This window comes from Vibrio sp. 10N.222.54.E6 (assembly GCF_041473955.1).
Lineage (GTDB): Bacteria > Pseudomonadota > Gammaproteobacteria > Enterobacterales > Vibrionaceae > Vibrio > Vibrio tasmaniensis_A.
The window spans coordinates 12,611-31,730 of record NZ_JBFRTD010000003.1; the positions used below are offsets into that span (position 1 = coordinate 12,611).

General features: G+C 44.8%; 17 protein-coding genes. 5 read left to right on the plus strand and 12 right to left on the minus strand.

Annotated features, from left to right (window positions below; translation table 11 throughout):
- The first annotated feature begins 263 nt into the window (after window positions 1–263).
- Window positions 264–1,784 (plus strand): aldehyde dehydrogenase family protein, encoded by a 1,521-nt coding sequence (locus AB4513_RS00310; RefSeq protein ID WP_102258266.1) that lies wholly within the window; start codon window positions 264–266, stop codon window positions 1,782–1,784.
- A gap of 143 nt (window positions 1,785–1,927) precedes the next feature.
- Here AB4513_RS00310 and AB4513_RS00315 read toward each other — a convergent pair whose 3' ends face one another.
- The 5 genes from AB4513_RS00315 to AB4513_RS00335 all read right to left on the minus strand — a co-directional run bounded on the left by AB4513_RS00315 (window position 1,928) and on the right by AB4513_RS00335 (window position 6,086).
- The gene (locus AB4513_RS00315; RefSeq protein WP_102258265.1) at window positions 1,928–2,665 is read right to left on the minus strand and encodes an NUDIX domain-containing protein; all 738 of its coding nucleotides are present in this window, start codon (window positions 2,663–2,665) and stop codon (window positions 1,928–1,930) included.
- A 239-nt stretch (window positions 2,666–2,904) separates the two neighbouring features.
- Window positions 2,905–3,306 (minus strand): hypothetical protein, encoded by a 402-nt coding sequence (locus AB4513_RS00320; protein WP_102258272.1) that lies wholly within the window; start codon window positions 3,304–3,306, stop codon window positions 2,905–2,907.
- A 144-nt stretch (window positions 3,307–3,450) separates the two neighbouring features.
- Window positions 3,451–3,783, minus strand: coding sequence for a multidrug efflux SMR transporter (locus AB4513_RS00325; protein ID WP_012601126.1), 333 nt, complete (start codon window positions 3,781–3,783; stop codon window positions 3,451–3,453).
- Between the two features lie 161 nt (window positions 3,784–3,944).
- Entirely contained in the window at window positions 3,945–4,784 is an 840-nt protein-coding gene (gene fghA, locus AB4513_RS00330; protein WP_102258264.1) for an S-formylglutathione hydrolase, read from the minus strand.
- Between the two features lie 153 nt (window positions 4,785–4,937).
- Entirely contained in the window at window positions 4,938–6,086 is a 1,149-nt protein-coding gene (locus AB4513_RS00335) for an S-(hydroxymethyl)glutathione dehydrogenase/class III alcohol dehydrogenase (RefSeq protein ID WP_102258263.1), read from the minus strand.
- Between the two features lie 562 nt (window positions 6,087–6,648).
- Here AB4513_RS00335 and AB4513_RS00340 point away from each other — a divergent pair.
- Together AB4513_RS00340 and AB4513_RS00345 are read left to right on the plus strand one after the other, a co-directional pair.
- Window positions 6,649–7,743: a type I restriction endonuclease gene (locus AB4513_RS00340; RefSeq protein ID WP_102258262.1), complete on the plus strand. Its 1,095-nt coding sequence runs from the start codon at window positions 6,649–6,651 to the stop codon at window positions 7,741–7,743.
- An 81-nt stretch (window positions 7,744–7,824) separates the two neighbouring features.
- Window positions 7,825–8,532 carry an ion transporter gene (locus AB4513_RS00345; protein WP_240798336.1) on the plus strand — a complete coding sequence of 236 codons (708 nt, stop codon included), beginning with the start codon at window positions 7,825–7,827 and terminating at the stop codon, window positions 8,530–8,532.
- Between the two features lie 157 nt (window positions 8,533–8,689).
- Here AB4513_RS00345 and mpaA read toward each other — a convergent pair whose 3' ends face one another.
- Window positions 8,690–9,418 (minus strand): murein tripeptide amidase MpaA, encoded by a 729-nt coding sequence (gene mpaA / locus AB4513_RS00350; RefSeq protein WP_102258260.1) that lies wholly within the window; start codon window positions 9,416–9,418, stop codon window positions 8,690–8,692.
- Between the two features lie 174 nt (window positions 9,419–9,592).
- Here mpaA and AB4513_RS00355 point away from each other — a divergent pair, with 174 nt between their 5' ends.
- Window positions 9,593–11,218: an ABC transporter substrate-binding protein gene (locus tag AB4513_RS00355; protein ID WP_102258259.1), complete on the plus strand. Its 1,626-nt coding sequence runs from the start codon at window positions 9,593–9,595 to the stop codon at window positions 11,216–11,218.
- A 107-nt stretch (window positions 11,219–11,325) separates the two neighbouring features.
- Here the strand turns inward: AB4513_RS00355 and AB4513_RS00360 are convergent, their stop codons facing one another.
- From AB4513_RS00360 to AB4513_RS00375, 4 genes are all read right to left on the minus strand, one after another.
- A complete protein-coding gene (locus tag AB4513_RS00360) occupies window positions 11,326–12,750 on the minus strand; it encodes a fructose-specific PTS transporter subunit EIIC (RefSeq protein WP_102258258.1) in 1,425 nt (474 codons plus the stop codon).
- A 13-nt stretch (window positions 12,751–12,763) separates the two neighbouring features.
- The gene (locus AB4513_RS00365) at window positions 12,764–13,204 is read right to left on the minus strand and encodes a PTS sugar transporter subunit IIA (RefSeq protein ID WP_017103500.1); all 441 of its coding nucleotides are present in this window, start codon (window positions 13,202–13,204) and stop codon (window positions 12,764–12,766) included.
- A gap of 248 nt (window positions 13,205–13,452) precedes the next feature.
- Window positions 13,453–14,670 (minus strand): mannose-6-phosphate isomerase, class I, encoded by a 1,218-nt coding sequence (manA, locus tag AB4513_RS00370; RefSeq protein WP_102258257.1) that lies wholly within the window; start codon window positions 14,668–14,670, stop codon window positions 13,453–13,455.
- Between the two features lie 91 nt (window positions 14,671–14,761).
- Complete coding sequence (locus tag AB4513_RS00375; RefSeq protein ID WP_102258256.1) at window positions 14,762–16,666, minus strand: fructose-specific PTS transporter subunit EIIC; 1,905 nt, start codon at window positions 16,664–16,666, stop codon at window positions 14,762–14,764.
- Window positions 16,667–17,044: 378 nt separating this feature from the next.
- Between AB4513_RS00375 and AB4513_RS00380 the strand changes: the two genes are divergently transcribed.
- Window positions 17,045–17,884, plus strand: a complete 840-nt coding sequence (locus AB4513_RS00380) for a helix-turn-helix transcriptional regulator (RefSeq protein WP_009846231.1) — start codon at window positions 17,045–17,047, stop codon at window positions 17,882–17,884.
- 63 nt (window positions 17,885–17,947) lie between these two features.
- Here the strand turns inward: AB4513_RS00380 and AB4513_RS00385 are convergent, their stop codons facing one another.
- Both AB4513_RS00385 and AB4513_RS00390 read right to left on the minus strand, forming a co-directional pair.
- A complete protein-coding gene (locus tag AB4513_RS00385; RefSeq protein ID WP_102258255.1) occupies window positions 17,948–18,721 on the minus strand; it encodes a PTS sugar transporter subunit IIA in 774 nt (257 codons plus the stop codon).
- Between the two features lie 7 nt (window positions 18,722–18,728).
- On the minus strand, window positions 18,729–19,031 hold the full coding sequence (locus AB4513_RS00390) for a PTS fructose transporter subunit IIB (RefSeq protein WP_009846233.1): 303 nt from the start codon (window positions 19,029–19,031) through the stop codon (window positions 18,729–18,731).
- Window positions 19,032–19,120 lie beyond the last annotated feature (89 nt).

The window sequence follows — 19,120 nt, forward strand, 5'->3', positions numbered from 1 at the left end:
ACTTTGGGTTGTAAACGTTTGGTAATCATAGTTTTACAATTTATTAACAACAAGTTTTGAAGTTCTGGCGTGTGATTTGCGTTGTTACTGTTGTGAAGAAAACACGAAGTATCAGTGTTTTAAACAGAAAGCATAAACATGGTGACACTCTTTTTAGAGCTCTTTTCATGAGATCTGTTCTCAAGGGAAGTCGCCATGCTAGCTCGACAACATAAGCTCAATAACGAATGAGCAACGACTAAAAATCTAAGAAGGATCTAACTATGATTTACGCACAGCCGGGTAGTGATAACGCAGTGGTGAACTTTAAAGCGCAATACGATAACTTTATCGGTGGCGAATGGGTGAAGCCTGTTAGCGGTGAGTATTTTGATAACACTTCCCCAGTGAATGGTCAGGTGTATTGCCAAGTGGCACGTTCAACCGAGGCGGACATTAGCTTGGCACTCGATGCCGCGCATGCTGCTCGTGCTAGTTGGGCGGCGACTAGCGTGACTGAGCGCTCCAACATCCTACTTAAAATTGCCGATCGCATTGAAGCGAACCTAGAAGAAATCGCAGTCGCTGAGACGTGGGAAAACGGCAAGCCTGTGCGTGAAACTTTGGCAGCAGACATTCCTTTAGTTGTCGATCACTTCCGTTACTTTGCGGGTTGTATTCGAGCGCAAGAAGGCAGCGCAGCAGAGCTAGATTCAAACACCGCAAGTTACCACTTCCCGGAACCAATTGGTGTAGTCGGCCAGATCATTCCTTGGAACTTCCCGATTTTAATGTCGGCTTGGAAATTGGCACCTGCACTGGCTGCGGGCTGTTGTGTGGTGATGAAGCCAGCCGAGCAAACACCGACATCGATTTTGGTGATGATGGAGAAGATCGCTGATCTTCTACCTGCAGGCGTGGTCAACATCGTGAATGGTTTTGGTAGCGAAGCGGGTCAAGCGTTAGCAACCAGCGATCGTTTGGCGAAATTGGCCTTTACCGGTTCGACAGAAGTCGGTCACCACATCCTGAAATGTGCGGCTGAAAGCTTGATTCCATCAACGGTAGAGCTTGGCGGTAAGTCTCCAAACATCTACTTCCCAGACATCTTTAACCATGAAGACGAATACCTTGATAAGTGTGTCGAAGGCATGCTGCTTGCGTTCTTCAACCAAGGTGAAGTGTGTACCTGTCCATCACGCGTGTTGATTCATGAATCGGTATACGACAAGTTCATCGCCAAGGTGGTCGAGCGTGCTCAAACTATTAAACAAGGTAACCCGCTAGATACCGAGACTCAGGTTGGCGCACAAGCTTCAAAAGAGCAGTTTGACAAGATCTTGAGCTACCTAGAAATCGGTCGTCAAGAAGGTGCGAAAGTGCTAACAGGTGGTGAAATCGCGCAGCAACCAGATGATCTCGGCAACGGTTACTACATTCAGCCAACCATGCTGGAAGGGCACAACAAGATGCGTGTATTCCAAGAGGAGATCTTCGGCCCTGTTATCGCGGTGACGACGTTTAAAGACGAAGCGGAAGCGTTAGAAATCGCTAACGATACCGAGTATGGCTTGGGTGCAGGCGTATGGACGCGTGATGCAAACCTAGCGTATCGCATGGGTCGTAACATTGAAGCGGGGCGTATTTGGGTGAACTGTTACCACGCTTACCCAGCTCATGCCGCGTTTGGTGGTTACAAAAAATCGGGCATTGGCCGTGAGACACACAAGATGATGCTCGATCACTACCAAAATACTAAGAACCTGTTGATCAGCTACGATACTAATCCGTTGGGCTTCTTCTAATACAGGTTCGTTCTAAAAGTATGAGAATGAATCATGGGTACAAAGAATAACTAACAACGCAGTAGGCTTAATTAAGAAAAACAAAAGCTAGAAACCAAAACGCCCAATTCAATTGAGTTGGGCGTTTTTATGCTTGAATCGTTCTAGTTTTGCGAAAAGAAGATCTCGGGCTTGTGGGTTGGGCCAGAATTACCTTCTAGCTGAGTAAGCTCTAATCCTTGTTTCCCTATCAGAGAACCGACTAATTGGCGGTTAAACGGGTAACTGTCAGGGTTGTTAATATACTCTTCAATATCAACCCATTTAGCCTCTGCAATTTCATCGGTGTCTTGAATCGCAATCTCTTGGGTTTGAGCGATAAGGTGGCAAATAAAGTAGAGGTTCGATTTGCCAAACTGATACGGGTGTCTCGTCGCCATGCCAACTACAGAAATGAATGTGGCTTTGATACCAGTCTCTTCCAAGGTTTCACGAACCACCGATTCTTCAATGCCTTCACCCAACTCAATATGGCCGCCCGGTAATTTGTAGCCTGTCATACCGTGCTCTTTAATCATCAGCACTTGATTATGTTCGTTGGTGATCAATGCGCCTGCGCCCAAGGTGTGGGTCGGAATGAAAGGCACAAACTCTACAATCTCGGATTTGTGGATCAGCGTAATCTCGTCTTCTAGACAGTTGTGAAACACAAAGCCAAGTTCAGTCGCCACCGGAATAAGGTGCGAGAGCGAAATAGGCAAGCTAATCCAAATTATGCCTTTGTTATTCTGCTTTGAAAATTCGGTGATCTCGCTGAGTTCGGCATTGAAAGAGTCAGCATCGTGAGGGGCTGTTGCTGGGTCGATGATGATGCCGTTAAATTTGTCGAGCGTAAATTCCACGGGTGATCCTTTATTATTTTTGATTTATAGGGAGTCGAGCATAGATGGAGCTTATAACATCTTAAGGGCTTATAACACCTATGCAGCTTGCGACAGTTAGATTGTTTTTATCATCTTGGGATAAAGGGCAGTTGCGGGTGAAAGTGGAAAAGAGGAGAGTTTAAGGCGGGCGGCTTGAAACAAAAACTGCGCTTGGAAGCCAAAGCGCAGTTTTAAATCGGGTCTATTTGGGTTCGACTCTAACGAACATAGTTCGCATCAATACTCACGTACCAGTGCTGAAGCTTGCCGTCAGATTTTTTGATCCACAAATCGTTGGTGTAGCTCTCGATTTTGCCGTTAACCGTTAAATTGAACGTGTTCTCGTCGAATTTGCCAAGTTTCACGAATTGGTCTGTGGTAACTAGGAACGGGTCCATGTCGTCCACGCCAACCACATCTGAAATCACATAGTAGTGGTAAGTCAGCGGCTTGCTCGCATCATTCGGGTTGCTGCGGTACGCCACAAGCTTGAATGGTTCCGTTAATGGAAGGTCGAGCGTTTGCTTGTCCATGGTCGCTGGAATCGGGATAAACAGCCAAGCGGTAAACAGACCGCTTAATAAAACCATCAGGAAGAAAAGAGTCTTAATTGCTTTCATAGCAACCTTCAAAATAGGTGATGTAGAAGACGCTATGGTAACAGGTTTGATTTGCCGATTGTAAGAGTATGAATAAGTGAAGGCGACACTGTCTGTTAGGAAACTTGAACGAATTGACACACTGTTCATAAGTCACTATCTACACTAGTGCGAGTGACCTTGAGATAGGTTGATCATCACAACACCTGCTGCCACAAATAACATACCAACCCACACCATAGTATCGAGGTGCTGACGGTAAACAAATGTAGAAATCAAGCTCACGGTTACGATAGCCAAGCCCGCCCATAAAGAGTGAACCACACCTACAGGCATCCCTTTCATTGCTTGGCTCAAAAATAGAAATGCCGCCAAGTGTCCTGAAATCACCAATAGAGCAGGGATGGGTTTAGACAAACTGAAACCGTCGGTTGCTTTAAGTGCTACGTGAGAAAGTGCTTCCGCCATCACGCCCATCATTAAGAAAAACCAGCTCATAGTCGTACCTTTTAGTTGTATTGTTTTTTGTTGGTATAGCGGGGTATTTGAAAGTGTTAATCGTTGTTGCTGCTCTTTAGCAACAGCGTATTTGCCCAAACAGCAGGCATAAAAAAGCCCACACCTCACGCTTTTGCAAGGTGTGGGCTAAATCGGTGTGACTATTTGTTTAGGTAAGCAGCGTGGAACTCAATATGCTCATCAATAAAGCTAGAGATGAAGTAGTAGCTGTGGTCGTAACCTGGCTGCATACGTAGCTCTAAATCGGCATTGGTTACCTTAGCTGCTTCGACCAATTGCTCAGGCTTTAGCTGCTCAATTAGGAAGTTGTCCGCTTCGCCTTGGTCTACCAACATTGGCAGCTTAGTGCCTTTGGTTTTTAGAAGCTCAAAGGCATCGTAGTGTTTCCATTCTTCAATATCTAAGCCTAGATATTGGTTGAATGCTTTTTGTCCCCAAGGGCATTGCATTGGGTTGGTGATTGGGCTGAATGCCGAGATAGAACGGTAGTTATCTTCGTTCTTAATACCAATCGTTAGGGCACCGTGTCCGCCCATGCTGTGACCTGAAATGGATTTCACAGACGTTACTGGGAAGAAAGACTCAATCAAAGCTGGGAGCTCTGTTACCACGTAATCGTACATGTGGTAATGGCTGTCCCATGGTGCTTGAGTGGCATTCACATAGAAGCCTGCACCTTGGCCGAGATCGTAGCTTTCATTGTCGGCAACGCCTTCGCCACGTGGGCTTGTATCAGGTGCAACAATAGCGATGCCTTGCTCAGCCGCAGCTTTGAATGCGCCGGCCTTTTGCATGAAGTTTTCATCGGTACAGGTTAAGCCTGATAACCAATACAAAACAGGAACTGGGTTTTCTTTGCTTGCGTTAGGTGGCAAGAAAATCGCAAAACGCATGTTGCAGTCAAGCGTTGCAGAAAAGTGGGTGTATTGTTTGTGCCAACCACCAGCAACCTTTGCTTGGCTAATGTTTTCGATTGTCATCTATTGTGCTCCGTTAGGTTGATGGTTTTGGGGGATAACATGTCTATATCATTTAAAGTTTCACCACCCACCGGGCAGGAGGTGGTGAAGACAGTTTGTTGCTTCTCATTTATAGCTTTGGCCTCGACACCTAAGTATCGAGACCAAGGAGAATTATTTATCCATGTGTAGAACAGTACGGATAGATTCACCTTTGTGCATTAGGTCGAATGCTTCGTTTACGTCTTGCAGACCCATAGTGTGAGTAATGAACTCCTGAAGACCAAACTCACCTGCAATGTAGCGGTTAACGATTTCTGGAAGCTCAGAGCGGCCTTTAACACCACCGAAAGCAGAACCACGCCATACACGACCAGTCACTAGTTGGAATGGACGAGTTGCAATCTCTTGACCTGCACCCGCAACACCAATGATTACTGATTCGCCCCAACCTTTGTGGCAGCACTCAAGTGCTTGACGCATCACGTTTACGTTACCAATACACTCAAAAGAGTACTCAACACCACCGTCTGTCATCTCAACGATAACGTCTTGGATTGGTTTGTCGAATTTAGTTGGGTTGATGCAGTCAGTCGCGCCAAGCTGTTTTGCTAGCTCGAATTTGCTCTCATTGATATCAACACCGATGATGCGGTCAGCACCAGCCATGCGAGCACCAATGATTGCAGAAAGACCGATACCGCCTAGGCCGAATACAGCAACGTTGTCGCCTTTTTCAACTTTAGCTGTGTTTAGTACAGCGCCCATACCTGTTGTTACACCACAACCTAGAAGACAAACTTCTTCAAGTGGTGCTTCTTTGCTTACTTTCGCTAGAGAGATTTCTGGAAGTACTGTGTACTCAGAGAAAGTAGAGCAACCCATGTAATGGAAAATCGTTTCGCCATTGATAGAGAAGCGGCTTGTACCGTCTGGCATTAGGCCTTTACCTTGCGTTTCACGAACCGCTTGGCATAGGTTAGTTTTACCAGATTTACAGAACTTACATTCGCCACATTCAGCTGTGTAAAGTGGGATAACGTGGTCGCCAATCTCAACACTTGTAACGCCTTCGCCGATCATCTCAACGATACCGCCACCTTCGTGACCAAGGATTGAAGGGAAGATACCTTCTGGATCGTCACCTGATAATGTGAATGCGTCAGTGTGACAAACACCAGTAGCAACGATGCGAACTAGAACCTCACCAGCTTTAGGAAGTTGTACATCAACTTCTTCCATTTTTAGTGGCTCGCCAGCTGCCCATGCAACCATTGCTTTTGATTTGATATGCGTTTGACCAGGTTTAATTTCGATTGTCATTGGATGTTTCCTATATATGTCAGTACAGCGGATAACCGTGCAATTAAATTCAACCCGTTAAGCGTAGTTGAGCTTAATTGTTTCCGCTCTCTCGTTTTGTTGGAGCTAGTATAGGTGTGAGTGCATGTTTTGATAATCCCCTTAAATAGAAAATTATTATTACGTATTTGTAATAATGGGTATGTTCAGAAAGATTCGGAGAGGGGGTAGTTACTCAGAAAATGTAAGAACATTCTGAGTAGCTTTCTATGTAAAGACACTAATTGGAAACAAATGGGGCGTAATTTAATAGCCTATGTGATTTGGTGTGGTGGTCATCAACTTGTTTTCTACTCCGGTGAGTCATTGAGTTTATTTAATAGATGGTAATGCAGTTCGTAGATTTAGCTTAGGTCGATCCATATACATCTAAGTAGGTTCGCTAGTTTAAAGTTACTAATCATTAACCTGTTTAAAGATTTGTAGTTCTTAAAGCCTACTTTTTTAAGTGGTTTATAGAACAATTTTTTCCTTTTGGTATGATATGCAAATAAATTAACAAAAGACTAAGAAAGGTAAGGCTATGGATTTCATCGAAAGGCTACAGGGGCTATCTAAAAAAATAGTTCAGGTTGGTGCAACATTAGAAACAGAAGAAGCAACTAAGAATGCATTGATTATGCCATTCCTGCACTCAGTTCTTGGTTATGATGTTTTTGACCCAACAGAAGTCGTCCCTGAGTTTAATGCGGATACAGGTACTAAGAAAGGTGAAAAAGTAGATTATGCGCTACTTAAAGATGGTGAAGTTCAAATCTTGATCGAATGTAAAAAATTCGGAGAGAAGCTGTCGACTAAACACGCAAGTCAACTGTTCCGTTATTTCTCTGTAACGAATGCACGTATCGCTATCCTTACGAATGGTGAAGTTTACGAGTTTTATACAGACCTCGATGCTCCAAACAAAATGGATGAGAAGCCATTCTTAACGTTGAATATGTCGGATCTCGATGAGCATATTGTTCCAGAGGTTAAGAAGCTAACTAAATCATCTTTTGATGTTGATTCTGTTGTCGATGCAGCGGGGGAGCTTAAATATCTAAACCAAATTAAGAAGGTTCTACAAGTACAGTTTAAGAACCCAGAAGAAGATTTTGTCAAATTTTTCACATCAAGAGTTTATGATGGTGTTCAAACTGCAAAAGTTAAAGCTCAATTTCTTGAAATTACCTCAAAAGCACTAAAACAGTTCCTTAATGATAGTATCAATGATCGTTTAAAGTCTGCGATTGGCACTAATGAAGAAGTTGCAATTAAGGCGCAAGCGCCAGTTCAATCTGTAGTAGATACAGAAATCACACTAGAGCAAGGCGAAGAAGATAAGCCAAGGGTTGTTACGACTGAAGAAGAAACGGACGGCTTCAATATTGTTAAAGCTATCCTACGTGCAAAATTAGATGTTTCACGTATTACGGCAAGAGACACGCAAAGTTACTTTGGTATTTTGCTCGATGACAATAACCGCAAACCTTTATGTCGTTTACACTTTAATGCTAAACAAAAATATATTGGAATTACTGGTGAAGATAAAAAAGAAACTCGCCACCCAATCGAAAGCTTGGATGATATCTACGGCTTATCTGACAAGTTGCTAGATAATGCAGCTAGATTTGAATAAATAGAGTAAGGGAGGCTTGACCTCCCTTTTTTGTATATGAAATATTTTACGTTACCTCGATACAACGCTATAGCTATCGTTATGGCTGTAATACTAGCCTTTTTTAGTAGTTATAGTAATTCAGCACTTATACACGCTTTAAATTGGCTAGTTGTTGCTTACTTTTTTCTTGAAGCATTTTTCAAGATCAAAGAACAAACTTGGCGAAAATACATCTCGACTTTTGGCAATAAATTTGATTTCTCGATAGTAATAATAAGCTCGATTTTCTTGTTCTTACCAAATGAAGCTCTTGGGAGCGTTATCTACCTAAGGATTTTCAGAATAATATCGCTTATAAAAATTATCAGACTTATGCCAAATACTGAGCATATTGTTAACGGTCTTATAAGAGCTTTAAAGGCATCCAAAGCTGTTTTGATATTACTAGCTGTGCAGTTGCTGTTTTTCTCTCTATTAGGTTTTACGCTGTTTTCTAATGTAATTCCTGAGTACTTTGGTGATCCGCTGCGTTCAATGAATACTATCTTTGGAATTTTTACGATAGAAAACTGGGGAGCGGTGCCAGAAGCAGCAAAAGAACTCAATCAACCTTATGCTTATTATGCTGTAAATACATTTGTTATAGTGGTTTTAGTTTTAGGTGGCTTTATTGCTCTTTCTCTTGCTAATGCTATTTTTGTAGATGAAATGGCAAGTGATAACAACGATAACCTTATGGAAGAGATCGCTGAACTTAAATCAGAGCTTAGCGAAATCAAGGAGTTGTTAAGAAAGCCAAATGATTAACTATTAGTGCCACTAGTTGGATCGTCCATTTAAAGTGTTTGCTTGATAAGCAATTAGTAAGGTCAGATTTCAATATCCTAGTGGAATCTGGCTTTTTAGTTTGCGAAAGTTACGCATGTATAGCGATACTTGGTGCGTGAAAAATATCAACTCGTTTCTATTCACTGGTAACTATATTTAAAGTTCCCTCACACCTCAACATCGCCACAAATGCCTCCAAATACTGCTCGATAGTCAGATCCGCAGACACTGGCGGCAGCTCTACGGTAATACACGATAGGTTTCTTTCTTGGCACCAAGTGCCGAATGAGCCTGGGGTTTCGTAATCAACGTCTTCAACGAGCGGTAGGTTGAACTGCTTGCCTAGCCAAATGGCGAGTTCAGATTGGGTTGGGTCGTCGACCATGGCGAGTGGTTCGTGGAAAGAGATGACGAACTTGGGTTGGCGCTGCTCAATGAGGTTAATGAGCGACTGCACTTCCGGTTCAAGCTGATCGGCTTGGCCGGTTTTAACTTTTACATCTCTGACTGGTGTGTGTGAACTCCAGCGATAGACGGTGTCGTTTTCTGTCCAGTTTTGCGTAGGGAAAGCGCGGTTTAGATCGACTTGGTTTGCGTTGGCGCGAGTGCCTAGTTGATTGCCGTCAGGGTTCATCGATAAGATCACATCGTGTCGTAAATTGGCCGCTGGCAAGCTTCTTAGCGCACAAGATAATCCTGCAATAGAAGCGGTCTCATCGCCGTGTGTGCCTGCTAAAATCAGCCCGCGAAATTCACTTTCTATTTGTGCGGGGAAGTAGAGTAAGGGTGCACCCAACACCGATTTTCCATATGACAGCGGCTTTATTGAAAACGCAGCTCTTTCCGTTCTTGGAATTAAACTCACCTTAATCTCCTGATTGATCAAGTACTATCAAGTATTCACTATTGGCTATATTAATCATTAACCAAGTCCATTAGATGAACCCCTTTAAATAAACCATAGCGTCAAAACTCGTCAACCGTCGCATTGTTAATTTTATTACTTTGCTTCAAAGATAGGCTAGGAGAGCAAAAAAACATGGATTTTAAGAAACATTCAACGGCTTTACTCATTTCATCTTTATTGACCCCTTTTATCTCAGTGACTGCCGTTGCTGAAACCTTACCTGCTGGTGTTTCACTGGCAAAAGACCAACATTTGGTGCGAGCCAATGATGCAGAAGCTGCGACACTCGATCCGGCAAAGGCAGAAGGTTTGCCTGAAATGCACATTCTACGTGACCTATTTGAAGGTTTAGTTATTCAAGATCGCGATGGCAACATCACTCCAGGTGTTGCGGAATCTTGGGAAACCGAAGACAACCAGACGTTTGTATTCCACTTGCGTAAAGATGCTAAATGGTCGAATGGCGATCCGGTGACGGCCGATGATTTCGTGTATGCGATAAGACGCGCGGTCGATCCGAAACTCGCTTCGCCGAATGTTTGGTATCTTAAGCTGACTCAAATCAACAACATCGCTGATGTGGCAGAAGGTAAGAAGCCCGTTGAAGAGCTCGGTATCTCGGCGGTTGATAAGCACACGGTGAAATTCGAACTCGATAGCAAAGTGCCATACTTTGTGGCGATGACAGGCCACACTTCAATGATGCCCGTTCACAAGGCTACGCTAGAAAACAGCGATAAGCCGTGGAGCGATCCGAAGCAGTTTGTTGGTAATGGTGCGTTTGTTTTAGGCGAGTGGGTGGTTAACGAGCGCATTGAACTGGAGAAGAACCCTAACTATTGGGACAGTTCAGATACGCACTTAACCCAAGTGACTTACATTCCGTTTGAGAACCAGAATGCGTCGATTAATCGCTATGCGGTGGGCGAGGTCGATATCACGTCTGATGTGCCGACACACATGGCGCAGCAGCTAAAAATGAAATATCAAGACGCGTATACAGCGGTACCTTTATTGTGTACATACTATTACGCGTTCAATACCACGCGCCCTCCGTTTGATGATGCGCGAGTGCGTAAAGCGGTGTCTTATTCCATGATGCGTAATGTGATTACTAATGGCGTGACTCAAGTAGGTAACTTACCGGCTTATACCTTTGCTCATGAATACACGGCAGGTTTTGATGCCACTCAACCTGAGTACAGTACATGGATTCAAAGGGACCGTGACCAAAAGGCGAAAGAGTTGTTGAGAGAAGCCGGGTACGATGCTTCTAACCCGCTAGATTTTAAATTGCTTTACAACACCAGTGAATCGAATAAGTCGATTGCGGTGGCGATTGCATCCATGCTGAAAAGCAATCTAGGCGCGCAAGTTGAGTTGGAAAACCAAGAGTGGAAGTCTTACTTAGTATCACGTCGACAAGGTGATTTTGATGTGATGCGAGCGTCTTGGTGTGGTGATTACAATGAAGCGTCGACCTTCTTAAGCCTTCTGCGTTCTGAATCTTCAGGTAATTTTGCTCGTTACAACAACGACAAGTACGACGCAGCAATGGATAGCGCATTGGCTGCAACTAATGAGCAAGAACGCCAAGGTTTCTATGACCAAGCGGAGCAGTTACTGGCTGAAGATATGCCTATCGCGCCAATCTACTACTACATGCAGGCTCGCCTAGTGCGACCAAGTGTTGGCGGCTTTGCGAAGAATAACGTTGAAGGGCGTATCTACTCTAAAGATCTTTATATCAAGCAGTAAAAAGCTTTGAACATTATATAAATATAAAATCCCCATTCGCAGACAAGGCGAATGGGGATTTTAGTTACTAGGGGGTAGTAATTTTATCTTCTAACTTGTTTCAGGTTTTAAATAGCCACCATGTCCGCGGCTTTCTTCATCGCTTCTTTCGTTGAACACTCAATCACGTTCGCGTTAGCAAAGCGGTGAGCGTCTTTCACTTGAATATCGTGAGCCAAGATAACTAGCTTCGCGTTCGCTACATCTAGGTCGCTGATGCGGTTCTGAATACCGTTTTGACCTTGAGTTTCTACCTTAATCTTAAGGCCTGCTGCTAAGCCTGCTTTTTCCAGTGCTTTCGCAGCCATGAAGGTGTGTGCAACACCAGAAGGGCAACATGTTACGGCTACGATGTCGTACTCGCCTTCGCCGGCTACAGGCGCTGTTTGAGCTTGTACTGGCGCTTCAACCATGTCTTCTTCGGTTTCAACCGCGACAGGTTTCCAGAAGCCAACGATAACCGCTGTGGTTAGCGAGCCAAGTGCAATACCGACCACGTACATTGGAATGTTGCTTGATACTGGCGCTGTGATTAGGCCGCCCCAAGGTGCGTGTAGTAGAACGTCTGTCATGAAGCCGAATACACAGCCCACGATACCACCGGCAACGATTGAAGGAAGTACGCGCATTGGGTCGTTCGCTGCGAACGGGATAGCACCCTCAGAGATACCGATAGAACCCATGATTGCCGCTGCTTTACCTGCTTCTTGCTCTTGTTTAGAGAACTTATTTTTGAATAGGAACGTCGCCAGTGCCATGCCTAGAGGTGGTGTACAAATCGCGATGCCTACGCCGCCCATTAGCCAAGGTTGCGTGTCTACTTGAGTTTGAGCAAATAGGGTCGCTACTTTGTTGATAGGACCGCCCATATCAAACGCAGTCATACCACCAAGGATTGTGCCCAGAACCATCTTAGACGCGCCAGCCATTGAAGCTAGGAACTCGTTCATTGAAGACATGAACAGTTTGATTGGCTCGCCGATACCCCACAGTACGATGCCGGCAGAGATTAACGTACCTAGAAGCGGATAGATGAAGTAAGCACCTAGCGCGGTCATGTTGGTAGAAAGTGGGATTTTCTTAAGCTGGAACACCACGCCACCGGCGATAAAGCCAGCCACGATACAACCAAGGAAGCCGCCGCCCATGTCAGCCATGATGCCAGAAGAGATCATCGCAGGTGCCAGTGCCGGTTTATCTGCAATTGAGTAACCAATAAAGCCGCCAAGAATGATTGGGAAAAGAACAAGGCCTTTGATACCGATATTAGAGATGTCTGCTAGCAGGCCGTCTGCAGGTACAGCACCTTTGCCTGATGCCATTACCGCTAAAGCCAATAGAACACCACCGGCTACGATGAAAGGCAGCATGTGTGAGGTTCCGAAAAGCAGGTGGCCTTTCATGGTGCTAAGGATTTTTTTAAAGTCGCTACTACTGTTTTTGTTATTAGAGTTACTACTGGTATTCGTAGCTTGAGTTGTTAGGGTGCTCATAATTTTCTACGCCTTATGAATTAATTAAAATATTAAGGATTTGTTGTTCGTCTTTTGCGTTATGTATATCTTGAATAAATTCATCGCTGAATTTTCCAAACAGTTCTTGTAGTACATAAATATGATGGTCAGCACCGTTATCTGGTGATGCAATCATAAAAAATACGGTTGGGTTAATGCCGTCTTCATCGCCATACTCAATGCCTTTGCGCTTAACACCGACAGCGATTGCCGGCTCAGTGACAGCCTTGCTTTTTGAGTGTGGGTAAGCGATGCCGTCCATAGAAGTGATGCTTTGAGATTCACGAATTTCGATGTCTGCCAAGAAGGCTTCTTTATTACTGATTCGGTTGTTTTCAAATAACATGCCTGCCAATTCTTCAAACAGTTCTTTTTTATTATTCGCTTGAAGGTTGTTATTAATTAAGTTGACGTTGGTTAGCTGTGTGATCATTTATTAACTCATTCACTATTGAAGTTCTTGAATTAAAATTAATGGATTAACCCGATTCGCGAAATAGCAAATAAAAGCCCTTCACTGTACATTTGTACCAAGCAAAATTAAGTGTGATTTGCATCATTAATGCAGTGTGAGGTGGGTCATATTTGATGGTGTATTTCGGTGTTGAAATAACTTTCTGCAGGAACAAAAATGCCCCGCAAAAGCAGGGCATGGATAGTGTGTGATTAGTGGTGATGGATCTAGCTGTAAGCGCGCGCCACACGTCCAACGCAGTCTAGCTTGTAACTCTCAGCATAAGCAGGAATAAACACCGACTGGCCTTTCTCTATCACGCAGGTTTCACCACATTGATGAGTGAGCACCATGGATTCGTCGAGCGGTAATAGGATTTCTGCACCTTCGGTGGTGATTTTTCTTTGGTGAGAATTCTGCACGATAGAGAACTTAAAATCCTCAACTGGAATTTGGTATTCCATCACATCACCTTGCTCTATTGGGCTGAGCAGTAACCTATCCGCCGGCTTTTCATTGAATTGAGTACAAGAGACTAATTCATTGATATCCATGTACTTAGGTGTCAACCCTGCGCGGAGTACATTGTCTGAGTTCGCCATGATTTCTAAGCCCGTACCTCTAATGTAAGCGTGGGGAGTCTCGGCATCTAGATACATGGCTTGCCCCGGCTTTAGAGTGATCACGTTCAATAGCAGTGGAGCAAACAACCCGACATCACCCGGGTATTGCTCTTCCAGTTCTGAAATCAACTGGAACACAGGTGTATCTGAAAGCTTCGCCTTCATCAGCAACATGGTCAGCGCCATGCCTTTTTGTTCTCCTTGCAAAGACAATAAGCTCGCGAAGAAGCTCGCTAATCCATTGGGCGTTTGGTCGCCCTCTAGGTCATTGACCATCGAATGCAGCTCTGGAATATCAAGGTAATGGAAGTGCTCAAGAATCTCGCTGATTGATCTAAAACCATTCATCGCGGTGTAGTCAGTTAGGGCATACACCAGTTCTGGCTTGTGGTTGGCATCCTTGTAATTACGATTGCCAGCCGTTATCGGAATGCCTTGCTGCTCTTCAAGAGCGTAGCCAGATTCCGCTTGTTGCTTGTTCGGGTGAACTTGCACCGATAGCGCTTTCTCTGCTGCTAACACCTTGAATAGATATGGCAGCTCACCAAAACGACTTGCTACTTTTTCGCTTAGAAACAGGCTTAGATTCTTCGAAATCAGGTTCGACAATGTGGTTTGCTGACCATTGTCGGTGACCATCGAACAACCATTCGGGTGAGCCCCCATCCAGATCTCCGCTTGCGGCTCTCCAGATTGGTTATCAATACCAAACAGTTGGCTGAACGAAGAAGGGCTACCCCACGCGTAGTTTTGAATCACGTTGGTCATAGGATAAAAAAAGCGTTGTACGAACGAGTCGTTCGCTAAAGAAAAATCAGACATCGAAATCACCATGAAGGGAAACATGGCTTGAGCTCTACTCGACTTATTGAAATGCGAGTAGAAGGCCTCAAGCCATTGGAGTTGAAATGGCTTAAGCCGCTGCTGTTGTTAACTTGGCTTTACGTAGATTTTTAAGCGCGATACAAGTAACCGCAGTTACGCCCGCGCCAGATGCCATGCACAGCAGTGCCAGCATTGGGTAGTTCATAGCGCCAAGTAGAGCGACTACTGGACCACCGTGCGCAACGCTGTTGGTGATACCAAATGAGAACGCCATAACAGCGGCAGTCATTGAACCAAGTACGTTGGCAGGGATAACCGACATCGGATCTTGAGCCGCGAAAGGAATCGCACCTTCAGAGATACCCACTAAGCCCATTGCGCCTGCAGCTTTACCTGCTTCGATTTCAGAAGATTCAAACAGGTCGAACTTGCGGCCAAGTCTGGTTGCGATGGCCATACCCAGTGGAGCCACAGGAATTGCACACGCCATCGCACCCATGAATTGAGTTTGACCGCTGGCAATCATGCCGACCGAGAAAAGGAATGCCACCTTGTTGAATGGACCGCCCATATCGAAACCAGCCATACCACCCAGTACGATGCCTAGCAGAACCACGTTGCCTGTACTCATGCTCGTTAGTAGTGCAGTAAGAGCATCCATCAGCCCAGCGATAGGTGCGCCGATAACAAAAATGAACAGACCTGCGATGAACAAAGAGCCAGTGATCGGAGCGATCATGATAGGCACAAGCGGTTGAACGAATTTGTGGTAGTTAAATGAGGTAATCCATTTAACGAAGTAACCCACTAATAGACCGGCGATGATCGCGCCAATGAAGCCTGTACCTGCGTCAGCGCCATAGAAAGAGCCGTTGTTAGCAATCCAACCACCGATAAGGCCAGGGGTTAGAGCAGGGCGGTCAGCAATCGCGTAAGCAATGTAGCCAGCCAAGATTGGGATCATCAATGTGAAGGCAACCACGCCCACTTCTAGGATTTGGTTCCACATGCTGCCAGCAGGAATCGCCATGCCAGATTCACTTGGCTCGCCGCCAATCGCCAGTGCAAGGGCAATCAATAGGCCGCCAGTGACTACGAATGGGATCATGTGTGATACGCCATTCATCAGGTAACGATAAAGGTCTGAACGCGCTTGTGAGGCTTTTTCTACAACGGATTGGTTGGCCGGCGTTTGTTCTGCTTGATAGCTTGGCGCGTTGAGTGCTTGCTTGATCAAGCTTTGTGCGTCTTTGATTGGTGCTTTTACGTTGGTGCTGATGACGCGTTTTCCGGTAAAGCGAGCCATGTCGACCTGTTTATCACAAGCCACGACAATCGCGTCTGCACGTTCGATCTCTTCTTGAGTCGGGCTGTTTTTAACACCAATAGAACCGTTAGTTTCGACCTTGATGTCGTAGCCAAGAGCCGCTGCGCCTTTCTCTAGCGCTTCAGCTGCCAAATAAGTGTGTGCAACGCCAGCTGGGCAGCCAGTGACACCAATGATGAAACCTTGTTTCTTAACGTTGGTTTCCGCTTCTGAAGGCTCAGGTTTGGTAAGCAGTAGTTCTAATGCTTCTTGTTCAGATTGAGCATTCATGAAGCTTTCGATAAAGCCTTCTTCAATCAGTTTTGAAGAAAGCTCTGCCAATACTTCGATGTGGTGATCATCGCCGCCATCTGGAGACGCAATCATGAAGAAGAGTTTTGATGGTTGGCCGTCATCGGCGCCGTACTCGATACCCTGCTTGTGGACGCCGATAACAACCGCGGGTTTGATCACCGCGCTGCTTTTCGCATGTGGTAGGGCAATGCCTTCTTCAAATCCGGTATTACCTTGTTCTTCTCTCGCCTTAATGTCGGCAAGAAACTGTACTTTGTCTGAAATTCGGCCTTGTGTGTAAAGCACGTCTATAAGCTCTTTAAATACGTCTTCTTTTGAATTAGCGCTAAGCGAAAGCTTAATCAAATCTTGATTGATCAATGTCGTGATCATAATGAACCCCTACTCTGTTTTTATTTTGTTAGGGGTATTCTGGAATCTACGGCTTACCTTCTGTAGTGAAGAAAAAACGCATTTACTGGATGATTGTTGCGTTATAAGTGGAGTGTGATTTTGATCGGTCGAGTGGCTGTTTTAAGGGCGGTGTTGACAGAGTTTAAGATGTGTTGAGGCTTTTATTTATAAGGGATACAGCGTATTTGTTTATCAGAGCAGGAACGTTCTAGTTCAGTTTCTTTACTGGAAATTTATTTCCGTGACTGGATTTTTGTAGCCTAGATCTCAAATTGTGATTTTGCTCAATAGCGCTATGTTTCACTAAGGGGTATATCTATTCCCGTAGCCTTATTGCTGCCCATTAGAGTTCGAATAATGATATTTCATGACTTAATCTCGTCTGTATTAAATGAGCGAGAACCGTTTCATAACATCTGGTTTGCTGGAGATTTTCACACGCCTTCAGCGTGCAGTTATCAGGTGAACTTTCCGCGCTTAGAGCTAGTGCTAGACGGAGAGTATATTAATGAAATGGAGAGTCATGATCGCAAAATAACCAACGTTATCGCCAAAGCCGGAGACGCGATTTTCATCCCACCCAACTGCTGGAACAAGCCAAACTGGGATACAGACTGCTCGGTGTTGAGCATGTTGTTTGGTCGTCGTCAGCTTGGTTTAAGCTTGGTGAGCAAGCGCAAAGGCGAGGAGAGCTTTTACGATATTCAAAAGCACAGTATTCAGACTCGCTCTGGTTTTGCGATTGATAATATTTTGGAGGCGCTTAGCTCGTTAGCGAGAGAGAGTAACAAGCAGCCGATGGACGAGTTATTGCTGCAAGCTCTACTGCAATACAGTAAAACCATGCTGGAAGCGCCCGTAGAAAAATCTCATAGCCGAGTACAGGATGTGTATCAGGGGATTTGTATCTACATTCAAGAAAACTTCCACCGCCAGATCACCCGAGACAGCATTGCCTCACGCTTTAGCATCTCATCCAATCACTTGTCGCGAATGTTCCGTCAGCAAGGCCACATGACGCTAGCAGAGTACATTACCCGCGTGCGGGTCGATCGCGCTAAGTTTATGCTTAAGAAGTACAACTTCAAACTCAATGAAGTGGCACTACGTTGTGGCTTTAAAGATGTGAACTACTTCTGCCGCGTGTTTAAGAATCGCACCGGTAGAACGCCGACCGAATATCGTGGCTCTATTTAGTTAAGCCGTCTTTTTAAGTCGGAGCGTATTTTTTTGTTGAGCCGTCTTTTGGAGTGAGTAGCCTTACAGCAGGCGAGATGAGATATACATCAGCAAGGCTTGTAAATCGACACTGCTTCGAGTCTTTTGCAAACGCTCGTTGACCTGATCGTGAAGTAGGTTTCTAGTTAGGTTGGTCGTCGCCACAATGTGTTCACGTTGCGGCTTGGTTGGCAGTACTAAAGCGATAGCTACGTGTACTTGGCCAATTTGAGATGCCCAGTCAATCGGGTTGTCACTGACGATCACCGCGATCGAGAGATCTTGAGTAGATTCAAACATCACATGTGGCAGTGCGATACCTGGTGACACGCAGGTTGAAGAGCGTTCTTCTCGCTTAATGAAAGCCAAAATCAGCTCATCTGGATCTTCTGGATAAACGAGGTGAGCGAGCCCTTTCAAGCACTCAAATTTTGTCAGTTGAGTTTGCGCCTTAGCGTGGTGCCACTTGATGTCACAAGGCGGGCATATCTGAGGCATACGCTGGATTAAGTCGTTCGAGAACTCATGATTCACTTGTGAGCCAACCATGTCGTAATGCTCAGCAATCACGTCTTTTATTACAAAACATGCGAGTTCAGCATCAATACCTACTGCGGTTATCTGGCATAAATCCCCCCGGAGTAAACCCACTTGTAACATCGCGACAGATTTGGAGAGATCAGCGGTTCGATTTTGAGTGATGTTGATAATGCGGATGTTGCTTTTGAACTTCTTCGCTAAACGAGTCAACGGCTGCGCGACGTGTGAGTTCGCGGCAGGATCGTCAACGAAGAAGGTGATCTGATATTCATTCATGAAAGGTTTAAGTTCGACAATGCTTGATAAAGACTTTATCGACACTCAATAACACCTCTTCCATTGGAATGAATACGGTTTTCGCTGGGTCAAATCGACTTGGTTGTTCGATGTCGATATCAGAGACGATCAACACTTTGTCTGCGAGGGTAATATCCTGGCCTGTCAGTAAGTTTTCAATCCCCATAGCGCCTTGAGTCTCAACCTTGATTGAAACATTGAATTTTGGGGCTGTTTTATTTAGTGCATCAGCTGCCATATAGGTGTGCGCAATGCCTGTAGGGCACGCAGTTACCGCTACAATTCTCATTATTATTCTCGGTGTGCTTAGATCGACAGTTTACTTGGATCGATAGGACTATCTGAATCTAGGAAGTTTATGGATTCCCGTTTTTAATT